The sequence below is a fragment of the Promicromonospora panici genome (assembly GCF_900608595.1).
Lineage (GTDB): Bacteria > Actinomycetota > Actinomycetes > Actinomycetales > Cellulomonadaceae > Promicromonospora > Promicromonospora panici.
Window position 1 is genome coordinate 67,472 of sequence record NZ_UWYY01000026.1, and the last position, 15,579, is coordinate 83,050.

Here is a 15,579-nt window from a genome sequence, read left to right on the forward strand (position 1 = left end):
CACGTGACCGTGACCTTGCGGTATGCCGCGCGCTCCGACGTCGGCCTCGTCCGCTCCAACAACCAGGACTCCGCCTACGCGGGGCCCAACCTCCTCGTCGTGGCGGACGGGATGGGCGGACACGCAGGCGGCGACGTCGCGTCCGCGCTGACGATCGCGGCCCTGGTGGGTCTGGATCGCCCCGATCACAGCTCCGAACAGTCGATGTCCGAGCTCGAGCGCACGATCGACCGCGCCCGGCAGGACCTCGTCGACGCGACGACCGCCGACCCGGACCTGGCAGGCATGGGCACCACGGTGACAGCCCTGCTGAAGTCCGGCAACACGCTGGCCATGGCCCACCTGGGTGATTCGCGCGCGTATCTGCTGCGCGACGGCACCCTGGCGCAGGTCACCGTGGACCACACCTTCGTGCAACACCTCGTCGACACCGGCCGCATCACGCCCGACGAAGCGGAGACGCACCCGCAGCGCAACGTCGTCATGCGGGTGCTGGGCGACTTCGACCTGGACCTCACGCCCGACCTGTCGATCCGCGAGGCGGTGCCTGGCGACCGCTGGATGCTCTGCTCCGACGGCCTCTCCGGGTTCGTCCCGGACGACGAGATCGCCGAGGTCCTCATCTCGGTCGCCAGCCCGGCGGACGCCGTCGAGCGGCTCGTCTCGATGTCCATGCGCGCGGGCAGCACCGACAACATCACGGTCGTCGTGGCCGACGTCCTGGACGAGGCCGCCGCGGCCACCACCGTCGCGACCCTGACCCCCGAGATCGTCGGTTCGGCGGCCCTCGCCGGAGTGACGGCGGCCGGCGACGACCCGCAGTCCCCCACGTCTCTGTCGCCGGGATCCGGCTCCGACATCGACGGCGACACCGTGACCGGCTTCACCCGGTCGACGGTGCAGCCGGGCGGCCAGCCCGGCACCTCGCCCGTCGCGGTGAGCGTCCTGCCCGACGCCGTCGCGCAGGACGGGCTCGCGAGCACGCTCGAGCAGGCCATGATCGCCGGCGGGCCGGACGAGGAGCAGTACCAGCCCGACGTACAGCCGGACGAGGACCTCGACGAGGACATCGCCGACGAGGAGACGCCGCCGAAGCGTCGCGCCTGGCTCACCGTGCTGGGTGCGGTCCTGCTGATCATCGGCCTCGGCCTTGCGGGCTGGGGCGGCTACCGCTGGACCCAGACCCAGTACTACGTCGGGGAGGCCGACGGCCAGGTCGCCGTGTTCCGCGGCATCCCGGCCACGGCGGGCCCCCTGACCTTCTCGACCCCGGTCGAGCTCACCGGAACACGCGTCGACGAGCTGCCCGGTTTCGTCGCCGACCGCGTGAACGAGACCATCCGCGCCACGTCCCTCGAGGACGCCCGCGGGCGCGCCGACCGGCTCATCGAGGACGCGGCCGAGGAGACCGGGCCCAGCCCGTCGCCCGACCCCAGCACGAGCCCCGAACCCAGCACGAGCCCCGACTCCAGCACGAGCGAGGAGCCGAACGGCGACTCGTCACCGAACGCCGGGGCAGACGCGAACGACTCCGGCCAGGGGAAGAACGGATGACCGCCCTCCGTCCCGAGGAGAACGCCCCGGCCCGCATCGCGGAGGCGGTGCTGCTCGTCATCGCGCTGGCGCTCGGCATGGGCGGCATGTGGATGGTGGGCTACTCGCTCGAGGATGGCCTGCCCGAAGGGTTCTGGACCTACACGATCGTGCTCGCCGCGCTGGCCTTCACCGCACACATCGTGCTGCGGCTGCGCGCGCCCTACGCCGACCAGGTGATCCTGCCGGCGGTGGTGCTGCTGAACAGCGTGAGCATGGCGATGATCCTGCGGCAGGACCTCGTCGACATCAGGGGCGCCAACGCGTCCCGTCACCTGATGTGGACGGCGCTGGGCATCATCGTGGCCTGCGTCGTCATCTTCGTCATCCGCGACCACCGCAGCCTGCGCCGCCTGACGTACACGGCGATGATCGTCGGCATCGTGCTGGTGGTCCTGCCCCTGATCCCTGGCCTGGGCCAGGAGGTCAACGGCGCGAAGATCTGGATCTACATCGGCGGCTTCTCACTGCAACCCGCGGAGTTCGCCAAGATCGCGTTCGCGGTGTTCTTCGCGGGCTATCTGGTCGCGAACCGCGACACCCTGGCCCTGGCAGGCAAGAAGTTCATGGGCCTGCAGCTCCCGCGCCTGCGTGACCTCGGCCCCATCCTCATCGTCTGGGCGGTCTCGCTGGCGGTCCTCATCGGCGAGAAGGACCTCGGGACGTCGCTCCTGTTCTTCGGCCTGTTCGTCGGCATGCTCTACCTCGCCACCGACCGGGTGGGCTGGATCGTCATCGGCCTCGTGATGTTCGCCGCCGGCGCCGTGGTGGCGTGGTCGATCTTCAGCCATGTCCAGGGCCGCGTCGACGTCTGGCTCGACCCCCTCAACGCCGAGCTGTACGACCGTGACTTCGGCGGGTCGTACCAGATCGTCCAGGGCATGTTCGCCATGGCCTACGGCGGCATGTTCGGAGCCGGCTGGGGCGAGGGCTACCCGCAGTACGTGCCTTTCGCGTTCTCCGACTTCATCTACGCGGCGCTCGGCGAGGAGCTCGGCCTCACGGGCCTGCTCGCGATCCTGCTGATCTACCTGGTGATCGTGCAGCGCGGCCTGCGGCACGCCATCGGTGTGCGCGACGGCTTCGGCAAGCTCCTCGCGGGCGGCCTCGCCTTCGTCATGGCGCTGCAGCTCTTCGTGGTGGTGGGCGGTATCACCCGCATCATCCCGCTGACCGGCCTGACCCTGCCGTTCATGGCCCAGGGTGGATCATCCCTGCTCGCGAACTGGATAGTCATCGCACTCATGCTGCGCATCTCCGATGCCGCCCGACGCCCGTCGTCGTTGCCGACCCGCGGCGCCCTCGCCGACCCGGCGCCCGCCATGGTGGGTGGTGGCGCCATCGAGGTCGGGGGCGGGAGCCCCGTGCAGGCGGAGACCGACGCCGGCGCCGGCCGCGGCGCCACGCCTGACGACGCCACGCAGATCGTCCGGGGGGTGGACCGGTGAACGCGACCCTGCGCCGCCTGTCGACCATCGTGATGGTGATGTTCCTGGCCCTCATGGTGTCGACCACCTGGATCCAGTTCGTGTCCGCGGAGAGCCTCAACAGCGACGGGCGCAACGTGCGCACCATCTACAGCGCGCTGGCCCGGGACCGCGGCCCCATCGTGGTCGGCGGTGAGCCGATCGTCACCTCCGTCCCGGTGGACGACAACTACAAGTACCTGCGCACCTACTCCGAGGGTGACGCCGGCGCTGCCAGCGTGTACGCGCCCGTCACCGGCTACTTCGCCATCAACGGCACGGTCACCGGGATGGAGCGGTACGCGAACAGCTACCTCGCGGGCGAGGACGACTCCCTGTGGCTCGACCGGCTGCAGAACCTCATCACGGGCGAGGAGGCGCAGGGCTCCTCGGTCGAGCTCACCATCGACCCCAAGGTCCAGAAGGCCGCCTGGGACGCGCTGGGTGACCGCAACGGCGCCGCCGTGGCCCTCGACCCGAAGACAGGTGCCATCCTCGCGATGGTCTCCAAGCCGTCGTACGACCCGAACACGCTCGCCGTGCACGACTCGGCCGAGGTCACCGCTACCTCCGAGGCGCTGATCAACGACAAGCCGCAGATCGGCACGATCGGAGGTGAGGAGCGGTTCAGCGTCTACGGCCCGACGATCAACCGCACGATCAACGCCACGTTCCCGCCCGGGTCGACGTTCAAGCTGCTCACCTCGGCCGCGGCCATCGAGTACGACGGCATGACCCCGGACACCACGATCCCGGCGCCCAACCTCTACCGGCTGCCCGGCACCTCGACGGACGTCCAGAACTACGGCGGCGAGACGTGCTCGAGCACCGGGGAGATGACGCTCAAGGATGCACTGGCGATCTCTTGCAACACAGCGTTCCTCGGCCTGGCCAACACGGTCGGCAAGGACGGCATGCAGCAGATGTTCGAGGACTTCGGGTTCACTGAGTCGCTGGACATCCCGATGTCGACCTCGATCGGCGCCTACCCAGGCCTCATCGGTGGCGAGAACGACGACGACTCGGACGCCCGCATCGCACTGTCCGGCATGGGTCAGGGCAGCGTGCGCATGACGCCGCTCCAGGTCGCCATGATCTCGGCCGCTGTCGCGAACGACGGCGAGCTCATGGAGCCGTACCTCATCGACAACGTGCGGGACAGCGACCTCGAGCTCGTCAGCCAGACCAAGCCGAGCCGCTACAAGAGCCCGTTCTCGTCGTCCACGGCCGACGCGCTCACCGAGATGATGCTCTCGGTCGTCACCGACGGCTCCGGCACGGGCGCGCAGATCCCGGGTGTCGAGGTGGCCGGCAAGACCGGTACCGCCGAGGACGACCCTCGGTCGCCCACGCTGTGGTTCACGTCGTTCGCCCCGGCCGACGACCCGCAGGTCGCGGTGGCGGTCGTGCTGGAGAACGAGGGCCAGTCCACCGACGAGTCCACCGGTGGCGCTCTCGCCAGCCCGATCGCCGCGCAGATCATGCAGGCGGCGATCGCGAAATGAGACCGGTCGAGGGTCTGACGCTCGGTGAGCGCTACACGCTCGTGCGGCGCATCGCCATGGGCGGCATGGGCGAGGTCTGGGTCGCGCGCGACGAGAAGCTCGCGCGCGAGATCGCCGTGAAGGTGCTCCGCGAGGAGTACACGGGCAACGAGGACTTTCTTCGTCGCCTGCGCACGGAGGCCCGGAACTCGTCGACCCTCGTTCACCCCAACATCGCGCAGATGTTCGACTACGGCGAGGAGCGCGGAGCCGGCTACCTCGTCATGGAGCTGGTCCTGGGGGAGCCGCTCGCCGACCTGCTCGAGCGGGAGCCGGTGCTCCAGCCGGCCCGGCTCCTGCCGATCCTGGCGCAGACGGCGCGCGGCCTGCACGCCGCGCACCTGGCCGGCGTCGTCCACCGGGACGTGAAACCGGGCAACATCCTGCTGGAGCACTCCGGAACGGTGAAGATCACCGACTTCGGCGTCTCGGTGGCGCAGAACCAGGTGCCCATGACAGCCACCGGAATGGTGATGGGTACCGCGCAGTACCTGTCCCCCGAGCAGGCGGTCGGCCAGTCGGCGACGGGTGCCTCGGACATCTACGCGCTCGGCGTGGTCGCCTACGAGGCCACGGCCGGGCGTCGGCCGTTCACGGGCCGGACGCCGGTCGACATCGCCATCGCCCACGTCAACGCGCCGGTTCCGCTGCTCCCGACGTCGGTCCACCCCGGCCTCGCCGAGACCATCACGAAGATGCTGGAGAAGGACCCGGCGCAGCGCATCTCGTCCGCCGACCAGCTCGCGCGGCACCTCGACGTGCTCGCCGCCGAGATCGCGGAGGACCCGTTCGGCAGCTCCCGCTACGCGCGCCGGACGCGCCGCGAGGGGCAGCCCCCGTCGTCGCAGCGGTCGAGCGCCAGCCGGAACGGTGCTCCGCAGCCCGGCCCGTCGCACGCACGCCGGCAGGCGCCGTTCGGTGGCGGCGGCCGGCACACCACGGTCGCCAACGCGCAGTCCGCTCCGCCGAGCCCCGACCAGGGCACCCCGGCCGGCGGATACGGCTCCGGCACACCCGCCGGCGGGTACGGCTCCGGCACCCCGGCAGGTGGTTACGGCTCGGGACCGTACGGTTCCGGGGGCTACGGCTCCGACTCGGCCGGGTACGGCACGACGTCGGGCGCCTATGGGACGGACGCCTACGGGCGTCCTTATTCGCCTGCGCCGGGAACACCGGCCGGCGCTCCGGGTTCCGGTTCCTACGGCACCGACTCCGCCGGGCACGGCGCGGACTCGGCCGGCTACGGCTCCGACTCGGCCGGGTACGGCACGACGTCGGGCGCCTACGGCACGGACGCCCACGGCCGGCAGCACGGCTCGGGGTACATCCCTCCGCCGTCCGCGGGCGGGCCCAACGGCAACGGGAACGGCGCGCGCGCCTACCCGTCGCGCCGGGATCTGCACTCGACACGCCAGGACGGCCGAAAGGTCCCCCAGCAGGGGCGTTCGGGAGGGCACCCTGGGAAGCGCCGGAGTCTGTCGTCCGACATCCAACGTTGGGTGGGCGGGATCGAGGACCGGGTAGGCGTCCGGGTGTCCTGGCCGCTGGTCGCGCTGGTTGCATTGCTGCTCGTGGTCCTCATCATCACGCTGGTCTCGGGTGGCGGCGACGACGGCGCTCTGCAGGAGCCGTGGGGTTCCTCCGAAATCTACGCCGAAACACTGAGTTCCCCTGCAGCGGCCACAGCCGCCGCTTCTGGGATGATGCTCCTCAACGAGTCGTATGCCCTGAGGCAGACGGCCATGACATCAAAGGACGTATGAGTGGTGGAGAACACGCCCCGCGTACTCGCCGGCCGTTATGAGGTCGGCGAGCTTGTCGGCCGTGGCGGCATGGCCGAGGTACACATCGGCCACGACACCCGCCTCGGTCGTACGGTGGCGATCAAGGTGCTGCGTTCCGACCTCGCTCGCGACCCGTCCTTCCTGACGCGCTTCCGCCGTGAGGCGCAGTCCGCCGCGGCGCTGAACCACCCCGCGGTCGTCGCCGTGTACGACACGGGCGAGGACATCCACCAGAACGCCGCCGGCGAGGACGTGCACGTCCCGTTCATCGTCATGGAGTACGTGGAGGGCCACACCGTCCGCGACATCCTGACCGACGGCGCCGCGGTGCCGATCGAGGAGGCCGTCGAGATCACGGTCGGCGTGCTGAGCGCGCTGGAGTACTCGCACCACGCGGGCATCGTGCACCGCGACATCAAGCCCGCGAACGTGATGATCACACCCACGGGCGCGGTCAAGGTGATGGACTTCGGCATCGCGCGCGCCATGGCGGACTCCGCCGCGACGATGACGCAGACGCACGCCGTGATCGGCACCGCGCAGTACCTCTCGCCGGAGCAGGCGCGCGGCGAACAGGTGGACACCCGCTCCGACCTGTACTCGACCGGTTGCATGCTGTTCGAGCTGCTCACCGGCCGGCCGCCGTTCCTGGGCGACTCGCCCGTGGCCGTCGCCTACCAGCACGTGGGCCAGGAGCCGCAGCGCCCGTCGGAGGTCGCCACCGACGTCCCCGACGTGCTGGACCGCATCACGCTCAAGGCACTGACCAAGGACCGCGACCAGCGGTACAGCACGGCCGCCGAGTTCCGGCGCGACCTGGAGGCCGCCATGCGCGGCGGCCAGGTCAGCGCGCCGATGGTCGGCGCCATGATGGGCGCCACGCAGGTTGCGGGCCAGCCCGCCTACGGCGCCACGCAGGTCATGACGCCGGGCCAGGCCTGGGGCCCGACCACCGCGCAGCAGAGCCCGGTCACGCCCGGCGGGGGCTACCCCGGCCAGCCGACGCGCGCCGACCAGCGCGAGCCGGAGAAGAAGAGCCGGGCGCTCATGTGGTGGCTGCTCGGGATCGCCCTGGCGGCGGTCGCGGCCATCGTCATCGCCATGGCGATGAACAACCAGACCCAGGAGCCGACGACGGTCGCGGTGCCCACCATCGCGGAGGGCATCTCCGCCGAGGAGGCGAGGCAGCAGATCGAGGCGGCCGGCCTGACGTTCGAGCGGGCCATCGACAAGGACTCCGACCTACCCGAGGGCCAGACCACAGGTGACACCGACCCGGTGGCGAACACGGAGGTCGAGGAGAACTCGACGGTCACGGTCTTCGTGGCCGGTGCCCCGGGGCAGGTCAACATTCCGGACGTGAAGAACCTGTCGGAGGCCGACGCCCGAGCCCGGCTCGAGGAGGAGAACCTCACGGTCAGCGGTACCGAGACGGAGAACAGCCCTGACGTCGCGCAGGGCGCTGCGACCAAGACCGAGCCGGGTGCCGGGCAGACGGTGGAGGAGGGCTCGGATGTCGTCCTGTACCTCTCGACCGGCCAGACCACGATTCCGAACGTCATCGGGCAGACCAGGGAGGCCGCCGAGCCGCAGCTGACGAACATCGGCCTCGGCACCATCAACTGGGACGAGGAGCCGAGCGACGAGGTCCCGGAGGGCTCTATCGCCCGCACCGATCCCGAGGCGGGTGACGTGCCGCAGGGCACGACGGTCACGGTCTACATCGCGACGGCTCCGGAGCCGGAGGAGACGACGGTTCCGCCCGACCTCTTCGGCAAGACGGTCGAGGAGGCCCAGGTCATGTGCACGGGCGTGCAGATCACCTGCCAGGAAGGGTCGCAGGAGCCTTCCGACTCCTTCGAGGCCGGCACGGTGATCACATCGGATCCTGCACCCGGTTCCACCGTCGAGGTGGGTGCGATCATCAACCTGGTGGTCTCGTCCGGCCCTCCCGAGGGTGAGGGCAACGGCAACGGCAACGGAGACGGCGAAGAGATCTTCCCGTAGAGCAGAACGCCGGCCGGGTGATCCCGGCCGGCGTTGGAGAGGCATGGCGTCGTCGGTCACGAGGTGACCAGCGGCGCCATTCCCTTTGCCCGCTCGACGGCGCCCTCGAGCCCGCAGGTCTCGAGCCAGTTCGCCAGCAGCCGGTGCCCGCCCTCGGTGAGCACCGACTCCGGGTGGAACTGAACGCCGTGCAGCGGCAGCTCGCGGTGCTGCAGGCCCATGACGATGCCCGACGCCGTCGTGCAGGTCACGTGCAGCTCGTCCGGCACGCTGTCCGGCGTCACGGCGAGCGAGTGGTAGCGCGTCGCCGTGAACGGCGTCGGCAGGCCGGCGAGCACACCGTCGCCGGAGTGCTCCACGAGACTCGTCTTGCCGTGCATGAGCTCGGGCGCGTGCGTCACCTCGCCCCCGTACACCTCGGCGAGGGCCTGGTGGCCCAGGCAGACGCCGAGCATCGGGGTGCTCGACCGGGCGCAGGCCCGGATGACGTCCTCGGAGGCGCCGGCCTCCGCGGGTGTTCCCGGACCGGGCGACACGAGCACGCCGTCGTAGGGCACGGGGGAGCTGTCGCCGCCGTCGTACCAGTAGCGGCCTTCGGCGTCGGGGGAGGGCACGGCGTCGTTCCTGACCACCACGGTCCGGGCGCCGATCTGGTCGAGGTAGCCGACGATCGTGTAGACGAACGAGTCGTAGTTGTCGACGACGAGGATGCGCGTCATGCAGGAATGCTACGCGCCGACGGTGGTGTCGTTGAACGGCATGTACTCGCTGAGCCACGGGAAGAACTCGGTGAAGCACACGGCGACCACGCCGAAGATGAGCACGACGCAGACCAGGAACTTGAACCAGCCCGGGCCGGGAATGGCCCGCCACAGCAGCGCGTACATCAGCCCACCAGCTCCTTCGGCTTGCCGTCGCCGACCGGCGACCAGTACTCGAGCTCGCCGTGCACGATGTACCGCTGGGTCGCGGAGAACATCGGGTGGCACGAGGTCAGCGTGATGAACCGGTCGGTCAGCTCGGGCATGGGCTGGTCGGACGTCACGCCGGGCACCGGCGCGATCACCTCGACGTTCTGCGGGTACACGATCTTCGACTCGGTCACCTTGTAGACGTACCAGGTCTTCTCGGTGCGGACCACCAGGGCGTCGCCGTTCTTGAGCTCCGCGATCTGGTTGAACGGCTTGCCGTACGTGGTGCGGTGCGCGGCGACGGCGAAGTTGCCGAGGTCGCCCGGCATCGCCGTGCCGTTGTAATGCCCGATGCCGATCGTGTCGAGCACCGTGGCCTTGTCCGTTCCCTCGGCGACCGGCTTGACGTAGTCGTCGCCGAACCGCGGGATGTACATCTGCGCGAAGAGCGTCCCGTCCTCGGGCGGCTCCTTCATGACGGGCGGCGGACCATGGTTCTCGGTCGCGGTCGCGGGGCCGGTGGGCGCGCTCCCCCAGTCCATCTCGGCGATGATCTCGTTCTGCGCCCGCGCGCCTTCGACGTCGGTCCACCAGAGCTGCCACACCACGAAGAGGCCGAGCACCAGACCCGCGGTCACGAGGAGCTCGCCCATCACACCGATCAGCCAGGCGACCGGCCGCATGGGCGACGAGGCCCCACGCGGGCGCCGCGCGTTACGCGGCCCCATGCCGGACGGACCGCGCTGATACGCGATGGGGAAGACCTCTTGTGCCAGGGGCACGTTGTGGCCGGCCTGCGCGTGGGTCATCCAAAGACCTCCGTACCATCGGGAACCTTCGCGTACTGGAGACCGCCGCCGTTGTACGCGGGGAGGTCCAGGTGGTCGCTGCGTTGCACGTCCCAGCCCAGATGCACCCAGTCGACGTACTCCAGGTACGTCTGGACGCCTTCGGAGCTCATCAGTGACGCCTCCATCTTCTCCGGGTCTCCCACAGCCGTCACCTTGTAGGGGGGTGAGAAAACCTTGCCGTGCAGCAGGAGGATATTGCCGGAGCAGCGGAACGCCGACGTCGACGTCACGCGCTCACCCTGCAGAGTCATGGCCTCGGCACCGCCGCCCCACAGCGCGTTGATCACGTGCTGCAGGTCCTGCTGGTGCACCACGAGGTCGTCGGGTTGCGGCTCCACACCACCCGGCCCGACATCGACCGACGTCGACGGGGCGTCGTCGAGCGTCACCGTCACACCCGGGCCCGCCACGGGCGCGGATCCCGACACCACGCCCTCACGCCCCACCAGGCCGGCGGCGGGCTCGGGGACGGCGGTACCCGCGCGGGCGCTCAGCGCCTCGATCTCACGATCGAGCTCACCGGTGCGTTCGGTGAGCTCCGTGACGCGTGCCGTCTCGGCGTCGACGAGCTGCGCGAGGTCCTGTGGATCACGGGTGTCGGCGCCACCGCCGTCCGCCAGGCGTGCGCTCGCGCTGAACATGAGGCCGGCCAGCACGGCGACGGCGCCGACGCTGAGCCACGAACGCCATCCGGCGTTCATCGAGGCGCGAAAGAAGCCCGTCGCACCGCTCGGGGCGGGCGGCGCGGGCGTCGGTTCGGCTCCGGTCACGCGTCACTCCTGCAACATTCGACAAACCCGCGGACGCGTCTGGTCACGACTCAGGCCTGTGGAGCACTACGCTAGTCCACGAGCAAGCAGACGTCGGCTCGGCACACCCGTCGGGACGACCACACCAGGACAGGAGCCCGCCTCGTGCCCGAGTCGAAGTCCCGCAACAAGAAGAAGGCCAAGGTCGAGAAGGCCGAGGCCAAGGTCGCGCTGCCCGGTGAGGCGGTCAACCCGCGCTGGCTCGCCCCGCTGATGCTGGGCCTGATGATCCTCGGCCTGGTCTGGATCGTGACGTTCTACCTCACGAGCTCCGACCTCGGCCTGCCGATCCCGCCGCTCGGGCAGTGGAACCTCGCGATCGGCTTCGGCCTGATCATCGTCGGTTTCGGCCTCACCACACGCTGGAAGTGACGGGTCCGCGGCCGCGCTGAGGCGGCCGCGGAACTGTGTCCCTATTTATCCACAGCTGTGGGTAAAGCTGGGGAAAAGAGAGTGGTGACACACCGCCAGGTGGTCAGATCGGCCCAGCTCCGCGGTTTTGGCGGAGTCCGGCCGAGGGGTCACCAGCCTGTTCACAGGACGCCCAGCGAGCTGTAGCGCCACACCGCCAGGCCCACCAGGAGCGCGACGCCCACCACCGGGACCACCCAGGCGACGGCGGCCCGGCGCTCCTTCGGCGCATACGCGTAGGCATAGGCCACCAGCGCTCCGGTGACGAGCCCGCCCAGGTGCGCCTGCCACGAGATGTTCGGCACGAAGAACCCGATGGCGCCGTTGATCGCGAGCAGGACCAGCACCTGCCCCATGCTCCGGCCCAGCCGGCGCATCACCGGGAGCATCGCCCCGAAGAGGCCGAACACCATGCCGGAGGCACCCACCACGGGCGTCACCCAGGCGCTCGAGGTGAACGGGTCGCCCGCCAGCAGGAGGACGCCGACCGAACCACCCACGGCGGAGAGCAGGCACAGGACCGCGAACCGCAGCCGACCGAGCAGCGGCTCGAGGAACTGGCCGGTTATCCACAGGGCGTACATGTTGAACAGGATGTGCAGCGGCGACGTGGAGTGCAGGAACGAGGCCGTCAGAAAGCGCCACGGCTCGACCGCGCCGCCCCAGGGCCAGAACCAGAGCAGCTCCGTCCACCGGCCACCCGTCACCAGCTGCAGCAGCCAGCTCGCGACGCAGATCCCGATGATGGTGAAGGTGACGATCGGGCGGCCGCCCGCCCCCGTCTCGCCGGCCGAGCCGCCGAAGACTGTCCGCACGCGGGGAGCGGTGCGCTTCGACTCCCGCACGCAGTCCACGCACTGCACGCCGACGGCGGCCGGCCGCTGGCACTCCGGGCAGGCAGGCCGGCCACAGCGCTGGCAGCGTACGTAGGACACCCGGTCGGGGTGTCGCGGGCAGACGGGAGCCGCGGCCTCGGTCGGCTCCTCGGCGGCCGGGTCGTTCGTTGCGATACGTCCTCAGTCCCCTCGGTCCTCAGTACTCAGGGTGGTGCTGGGTCCAGCACAGCGGCGCGGTCGCCGCCGTCCCTCAGGGCTCGATGGTGACCGACTCGATGGTGATGTCGTCGACGGGGCGGTCACCAGGACGCGTGCGCGTCTTGCCGACCTGGTCGACGACCTTGCGGGAAGCGTCGTCAGCCACCTTGCCGAAGATGGTGTGCTTGCCGTTCAGCCACGGGGTCTCGGCAGTGGTGAGGAAGAACTGCGAACCGTTGGTGCCCTCGATCTCGCCCGTCACCGGGTTGCGGCGCTTGCCGGCGTTGGCCATCGCGAGGATGTACTTCTCGTTGAACTGGAGCTCCGGGTGGATCTCGTCGTTGAACGTGTACCCCGGGCCGCCGGTTCCCGTGCCGAGCGGGCAGCCGCCCTGGATCATGAAGTCGTCGATGACACGGTGGAAGATGAGACCGTCGTAGAACGGGTCCTTGCGCTCCTCTCCCGTCCGCGGGTCCGTCCAGGCCTTCTCACCGGTCGCGAGGCCGACGAAGTTCTCGACAGTCTTGGGCGCGTGGTTCGGGAAGAGCTCGATACGGATGTCACCAGAGGTGGTGTGCAGGATTGCGAACATGTATCAATCCTCCCACGGAGCAGCCCGCTGGTGCTGCATCGTCCGCGCCTTACCTCGCCAGCAAGCCCAGGCGGTGGCAGAGTGGCATCTTGAGGAGTATTTGAACAGTTCGGGGGGAGCTTCATGACCCGCAAGAAGGTGACCGACTACGTGGATACGAGCAAGATCGACACCGAGAAGGTCAAGGAGAGGGCCGCGGAGGCCACAGCTCTGCTTTCCGACGTCAGCTCCAAGGCCGCAACGCAGGCGGGGTCCCTCGCGGCCCAGGCCAAGGACCGGGCCTCGAACGCCAAGGACTGGGCACAGCCCCGCGTGAACGACTTCATCGCCTGGCTCACGCCGCGTGCGGAGAAGGCTTGGCAGGACAGCCTCCAGGCTGCCGCTCCCCAGGTCGAGAAGGCCGCGAGCAAGGCGGCACCGCTCATCGACTCAGCACACGACAAGCTCGTGGACGACCTGCTGCCGAAGATGGTCTCCGCGTTCAACGCCGCGGCGGCCAACGCCGCGACAGCGCAGAGCAAGGCATCGCTCGCCGAGACCGTCACCGATGCGGCGGACAAGGCGAGCAAGAAGAGCTCCAAGAAGGGCTGGCTCGTAGCTCTGGCCGCGGGCGGCGCCGCCGTCGCGGGCTACGTGTTCTGGAAGCGAGCACAGCCCCAGACCGACCCGTGGGCCGAACCCTGGGAGCAGGGCACGGGTGCCGACTACTCGAACGGCGCCGCACGGCACTCCTCCGGCGTCGGCGCAGCCGCAGGTTCCGCCGTCGCCAAGGGCAAGGAGGCAGGGGCCAAGGCGGCGCAGACCGCCAAGGACCTCGGTGTCCGCGCCTACTCGGCGGCCGGCCCCGCGTTCGAGGCCGCCAAGGAGAAGGCCGGCCCCGTGCTGGAGAAGGCCGCTCCGGTGTTCGACGCCGCGAAGGAGAAGGCCGCTCCGGTCATCGACGCGGCGAAGGCAAGGGCGCAGAAGGCAGGCGCCGCCGTGTCCGACGCCGCGCAGAAGGCCGGCGGCGACAGCCCGACGGTGCCCACCTCGGAGGCCGCGGACCTCGGGCCGACGGAGGACGTTCCGCCCGCGACGGACCAGCCCCTCGTCGACGAGGTCCCGCCGGTCGAGACCAAGCCGGCGGGGGAGGCCAAGCAGGAGGGCTGACCTCAGTAGGGCCGCGAAGTAGAGCGCCTGTCCGGCTTGGCACGAGGAGTTCTCGTGCCAAGCCGGACAGGCGCTCTGCTTCGCGGCCCTACGTCACCCGCCGATCGGCGTGGCGGCGCCCGTGAACGGGTCCAGCTGGATGAATGCCTCGGTCGGGTCGCCGTCGTGCACGAGCGACTCCTGGTTGACGACGTCGTCGAACGCGAAGGCGTACGCCTTACCGTCCGCCATCTGCTCGTGGATGTACTTGGCGTAGTAGTTCGTCACCGAGTCCTGGTAGAACCCTGCCGGATCCTGGGTCGGCTGCGTGGTGCTGTCGAGCAGCGAGGACCGGTTGAATCCGGCGCACAGCGTGCGGGCGATGGCGCCGATGTCGTCGTTCGGCGCTGCCAGGTCACCGGCGCACCCGAAGATCGACTCGCCCGAGGGCTTCGGGAAGGTGGTGATGACCGCCCCGGAGGTGTCGGTGAAGGTCATGGTGTCGCCCGACACCGTGCCGAGGAACTTCTTCTCCGGCTGGTCGCCGTACGGGACGACCGTCAGGGTCTCCGTGGAGTACTTGCTCCACACGCGGTCGACGTAGTCGGACAGGACGTTCTCGTCGACCTGGCCCGTGCCGACGCCGTGGCCGGGGGAGAGGACGCGGAGCACGGAGCCGTCCGGCCCGGTCTGCGCGAGCCCGTCCCAGCCCTCCTGCTGCGACAGGGCGGACACAACGTTGTCCCACCCGTCGGGCTTGAGCATCCCGGTGCGCATGAGCTCGCCGCTCGAGGACCGCAGGCCCGTCTGGTAGGGCGCGGAGAAGAAGTCGACCTGCGTGCTGTTGATCCACAGGCCGGAGTCGTTGAGCGTGTACTCGGTCCAGCTGAACAGGATGTCCCGGTTCGGGTCGTCGGGGTTCTGCACGGCGGGCTGCACGAGCTGGCCGTCGTTGACGATCTTGAAGTCGAGCTTGCTGCCGTACGAGAAGTAGACCCGGCCCGACAGCTTGGGCATCTGGATGGTGATGTCCTGCCCGTTCGCGGGGCCCGCGATCGACGCGTCCGGCGCCGGTTCGGGGACGCTCCCGGCGTCCGGCCAGGCATGGAACGTCCCGTCGGCGTCGGCGTAGCCGAGCTCGCCGCCGGACTCGCCCAGGACGTAGACGAAGACCTGGTCACCACGACCGGAGTCGTTGGTGATCGTGAGCGGGATCGTGTCAGGGACTGCGGTGGCCGTCGGTGTGGCGACCACGGCGGCCGATAGGGCTGCGGTCAGCGCGGCGGCAGTGCCGATGAGTTTCCTGGTCAGGGACACGCGGTCCTCCTCGGATCACGAGGGGCCGGTCAGTTGGATGGTGCGTGCCCCTCCGGCTCGACGATATGGAAGGAGCCCTTCCTTGTCAGTACTCGAACCCTCATTGCGGGTGAAAAATCTGGGACGAGGGCC

The 15,579-nt window shown here is 69.8% G+C and carries 14 protein-coding genes; 7 read left to right on the forward strand and 7 right to left on the reverse strand.

Annotation, left to right across the window (positions count from 1 at the left end):
• Window positions 1-3 precede the first annotated feature (3 nt).
• From EW117_RS25300 to pknB, 5 genes are read left to right on the forward strand one after another with little or no spacing between them, the layout of a single operon-like run.
• Window positions 4-1,554: a PP2C family protein-serine/threonine phosphatase gene (locus EW117_RS25300; RefSeq protein ID WP_129789500.1), complete on the forward strand. Its 1,551-nt coding sequence runs from the start codon at window positions 4-6 to the stop codon at window positions 1,552-1,554.
• On the forward strand, window positions 1,551-3,041 hold the full coding sequence (locus tag EW117_RS25305) for an FtsW/RodA/SpoVE family cell cycle protein (RefSeq protein ID WP_129789501.1): 1,491 nt from the start codon (window positions 1,551-1,553) through the stop codon (window positions 3,039-3,041). The genes EW117_RS25300 and EW117_RS25305 overlap by 4 nt, the downstream gene beginning before the upstream one ends.
• Window positions 3,038-4,564, forward strand: coding sequence for a peptidoglycan D,D-transpeptidase FtsI family protein (locus EW117_RS25310; protein WP_129789502.1), 1,527 nt, complete (start codon window positions 3,038-3,040; stop codon window positions 4,562-4,564). The genes EW117_RS25305 and EW117_RS25310 overlap by 4 nt, the downstream gene beginning before the upstream one ends.
• A complete protein-coding gene (locus EW117_RS25315) occupies window positions 4,561-6,366 on the forward strand; it encodes a serine/threonine-protein kinase (protein WP_129789503.1) in 1,806 nt (601 codons plus the stop codon). Before EW117_RS25310 ends, EW117_RS25315 begins: the two co-directional genes overlap by 4 nt.
• Window positions 6,367-8,394, forward strand: a complete 2,028-nt coding sequence (pknB, locus tag EW117_RS25320) for a Stk1 family PASTA domain-containing Ser/Thr kinase (RefSeq protein ID WP_129789504.1) — start codon at window positions 6,367-6,369, stop codon at window positions 8,392-8,394.
• Between the two features lie 56 nt (window positions 8,395-8,450).
• Here the strand turns inward: pknB and EW117_RS25325 are convergent, their stop codons facing one another.
• The 4 genes from EW117_RS25325 to EW117_RS25335 are packed head-to-tail and all read right to left on the reverse strand — an operon-like array spanning window position 8,451 to window position 10,926.
• Window positions 8,451-9,113, reverse strand: coding sequence for an aminodeoxychorismate/anthranilate synthase component II (locus EW117_RS25325; RefSeq protein WP_129789505.1), 663 nt, complete (start codon window positions 9,111-9,113; stop codon window positions 8,451-8,453).
• 9 nt (window positions 9,114-9,122) lie between these two features.
• Entirely contained in the window at window positions 9,123-9,281 is a 159-nt protein-coding gene (locus tag EW117_RS29555; RefSeq protein WP_165362862.1) for a hypothetical protein, read from the reverse strand.
• Complete coding sequence (locus EW117_RS25330; protein ID WP_129789506.1) at window positions 9,281-10,114, reverse strand: class E sortase; 834 nt, start codon at window positions 10,112-10,114, stop codon at window positions 9,281-9,283. The genes EW117_RS29555 and EW117_RS25330 overlap by 1 nt, the downstream gene beginning before the upstream one ends.
• Window positions 10,111-10,926 carry a DUF881 domain-containing protein gene (locus tag EW117_RS25335; RefSeq protein WP_129789507.1) on the reverse strand — a complete coding sequence of 272 codons (816 nt, stop codon included), beginning with the start codon at window positions 10,924-10,926 and terminating at the stop codon, window positions 10,111-10,113. The genes EW117_RS25330 and EW117_RS25335 overlap by 4 nt, the downstream gene beginning before the upstream one ends.
• Before the next feature lie 144 nt (window positions 10,927-11,070).
• Between EW117_RS25335 and EW117_RS25340 the strand changes: the two genes are divergently transcribed.
• Window positions 11,071-11,337: a cell division protein CrgA gene (locus EW117_RS25340; protein WP_129789508.1), complete on the forward strand. Its 267-nt coding sequence runs from the start codon at window positions 11,071-11,073 to the stop codon at window positions 11,335-11,337.
• Between the two features lie 161 nt (window positions 11,338-11,498).
• Here EW117_RS25340 and EW117_RS25345 read toward each other — a convergent pair whose 3' ends face one another.
• Both EW117_RS25345 and EW117_RS25350 read right to left on the reverse strand, forming a co-directional pair.
• The gene (locus EW117_RS25345; RefSeq protein ID WP_129789509.1) at window positions 11,499-12,386 is read right to left on the reverse strand and encodes a rhomboid family intramembrane serine protease; all 888 of its coding nucleotides are present in this window, start codon (window positions 12,384-12,386) and stop codon (window positions 11,499-11,501) included.
• Window positions 12,387-12,462: 76 nt separating this feature from the next.
• Window positions 12,463-13,002 carry a peptidylprolyl isomerase gene (locus EW117_RS25350; protein ID WP_129789510.1) on the reverse strand — a complete coding sequence of 180 codons (540 nt, stop codon included), beginning with the start codon at window positions 13,000-13,002 and terminating at the stop codon, window positions 12,463-12,465.
• Between the two features lie 123 nt (window positions 13,003-13,125).
• On the opposite strand from EW117_RS25350, the gene EW117_RS25355 reads away from it, so the two are divergent.
• On the forward strand, window positions 13,126-14,151 hold the full coding sequence (locus EW117_RS25355) for a prolipoprotein diacylglyceryl transferase (protein ID WP_129789511.1): 1,026 nt from the start codon (window positions 13,126-13,128) through the stop codon (window positions 14,149-14,151).
• A 93-nt stretch (window positions 14,152-14,244) separates the two neighbouring features.
• On the opposite strand, the gene EW117_RS25360 is transcribed toward EW117_RS25355, so the two are convergent.
• Complete coding sequence (locus EW117_RS25360) at window positions 14,245-15,447, reverse strand: beta-1,3-glucanase family protein (RefSeq protein WP_129789512.1); 1,203 nt, start codon at window positions 15,445-15,447, stop codon at window positions 14,245-14,247.
• Window positions 15,448-15,579: the final 132 nt, after the last annotated feature.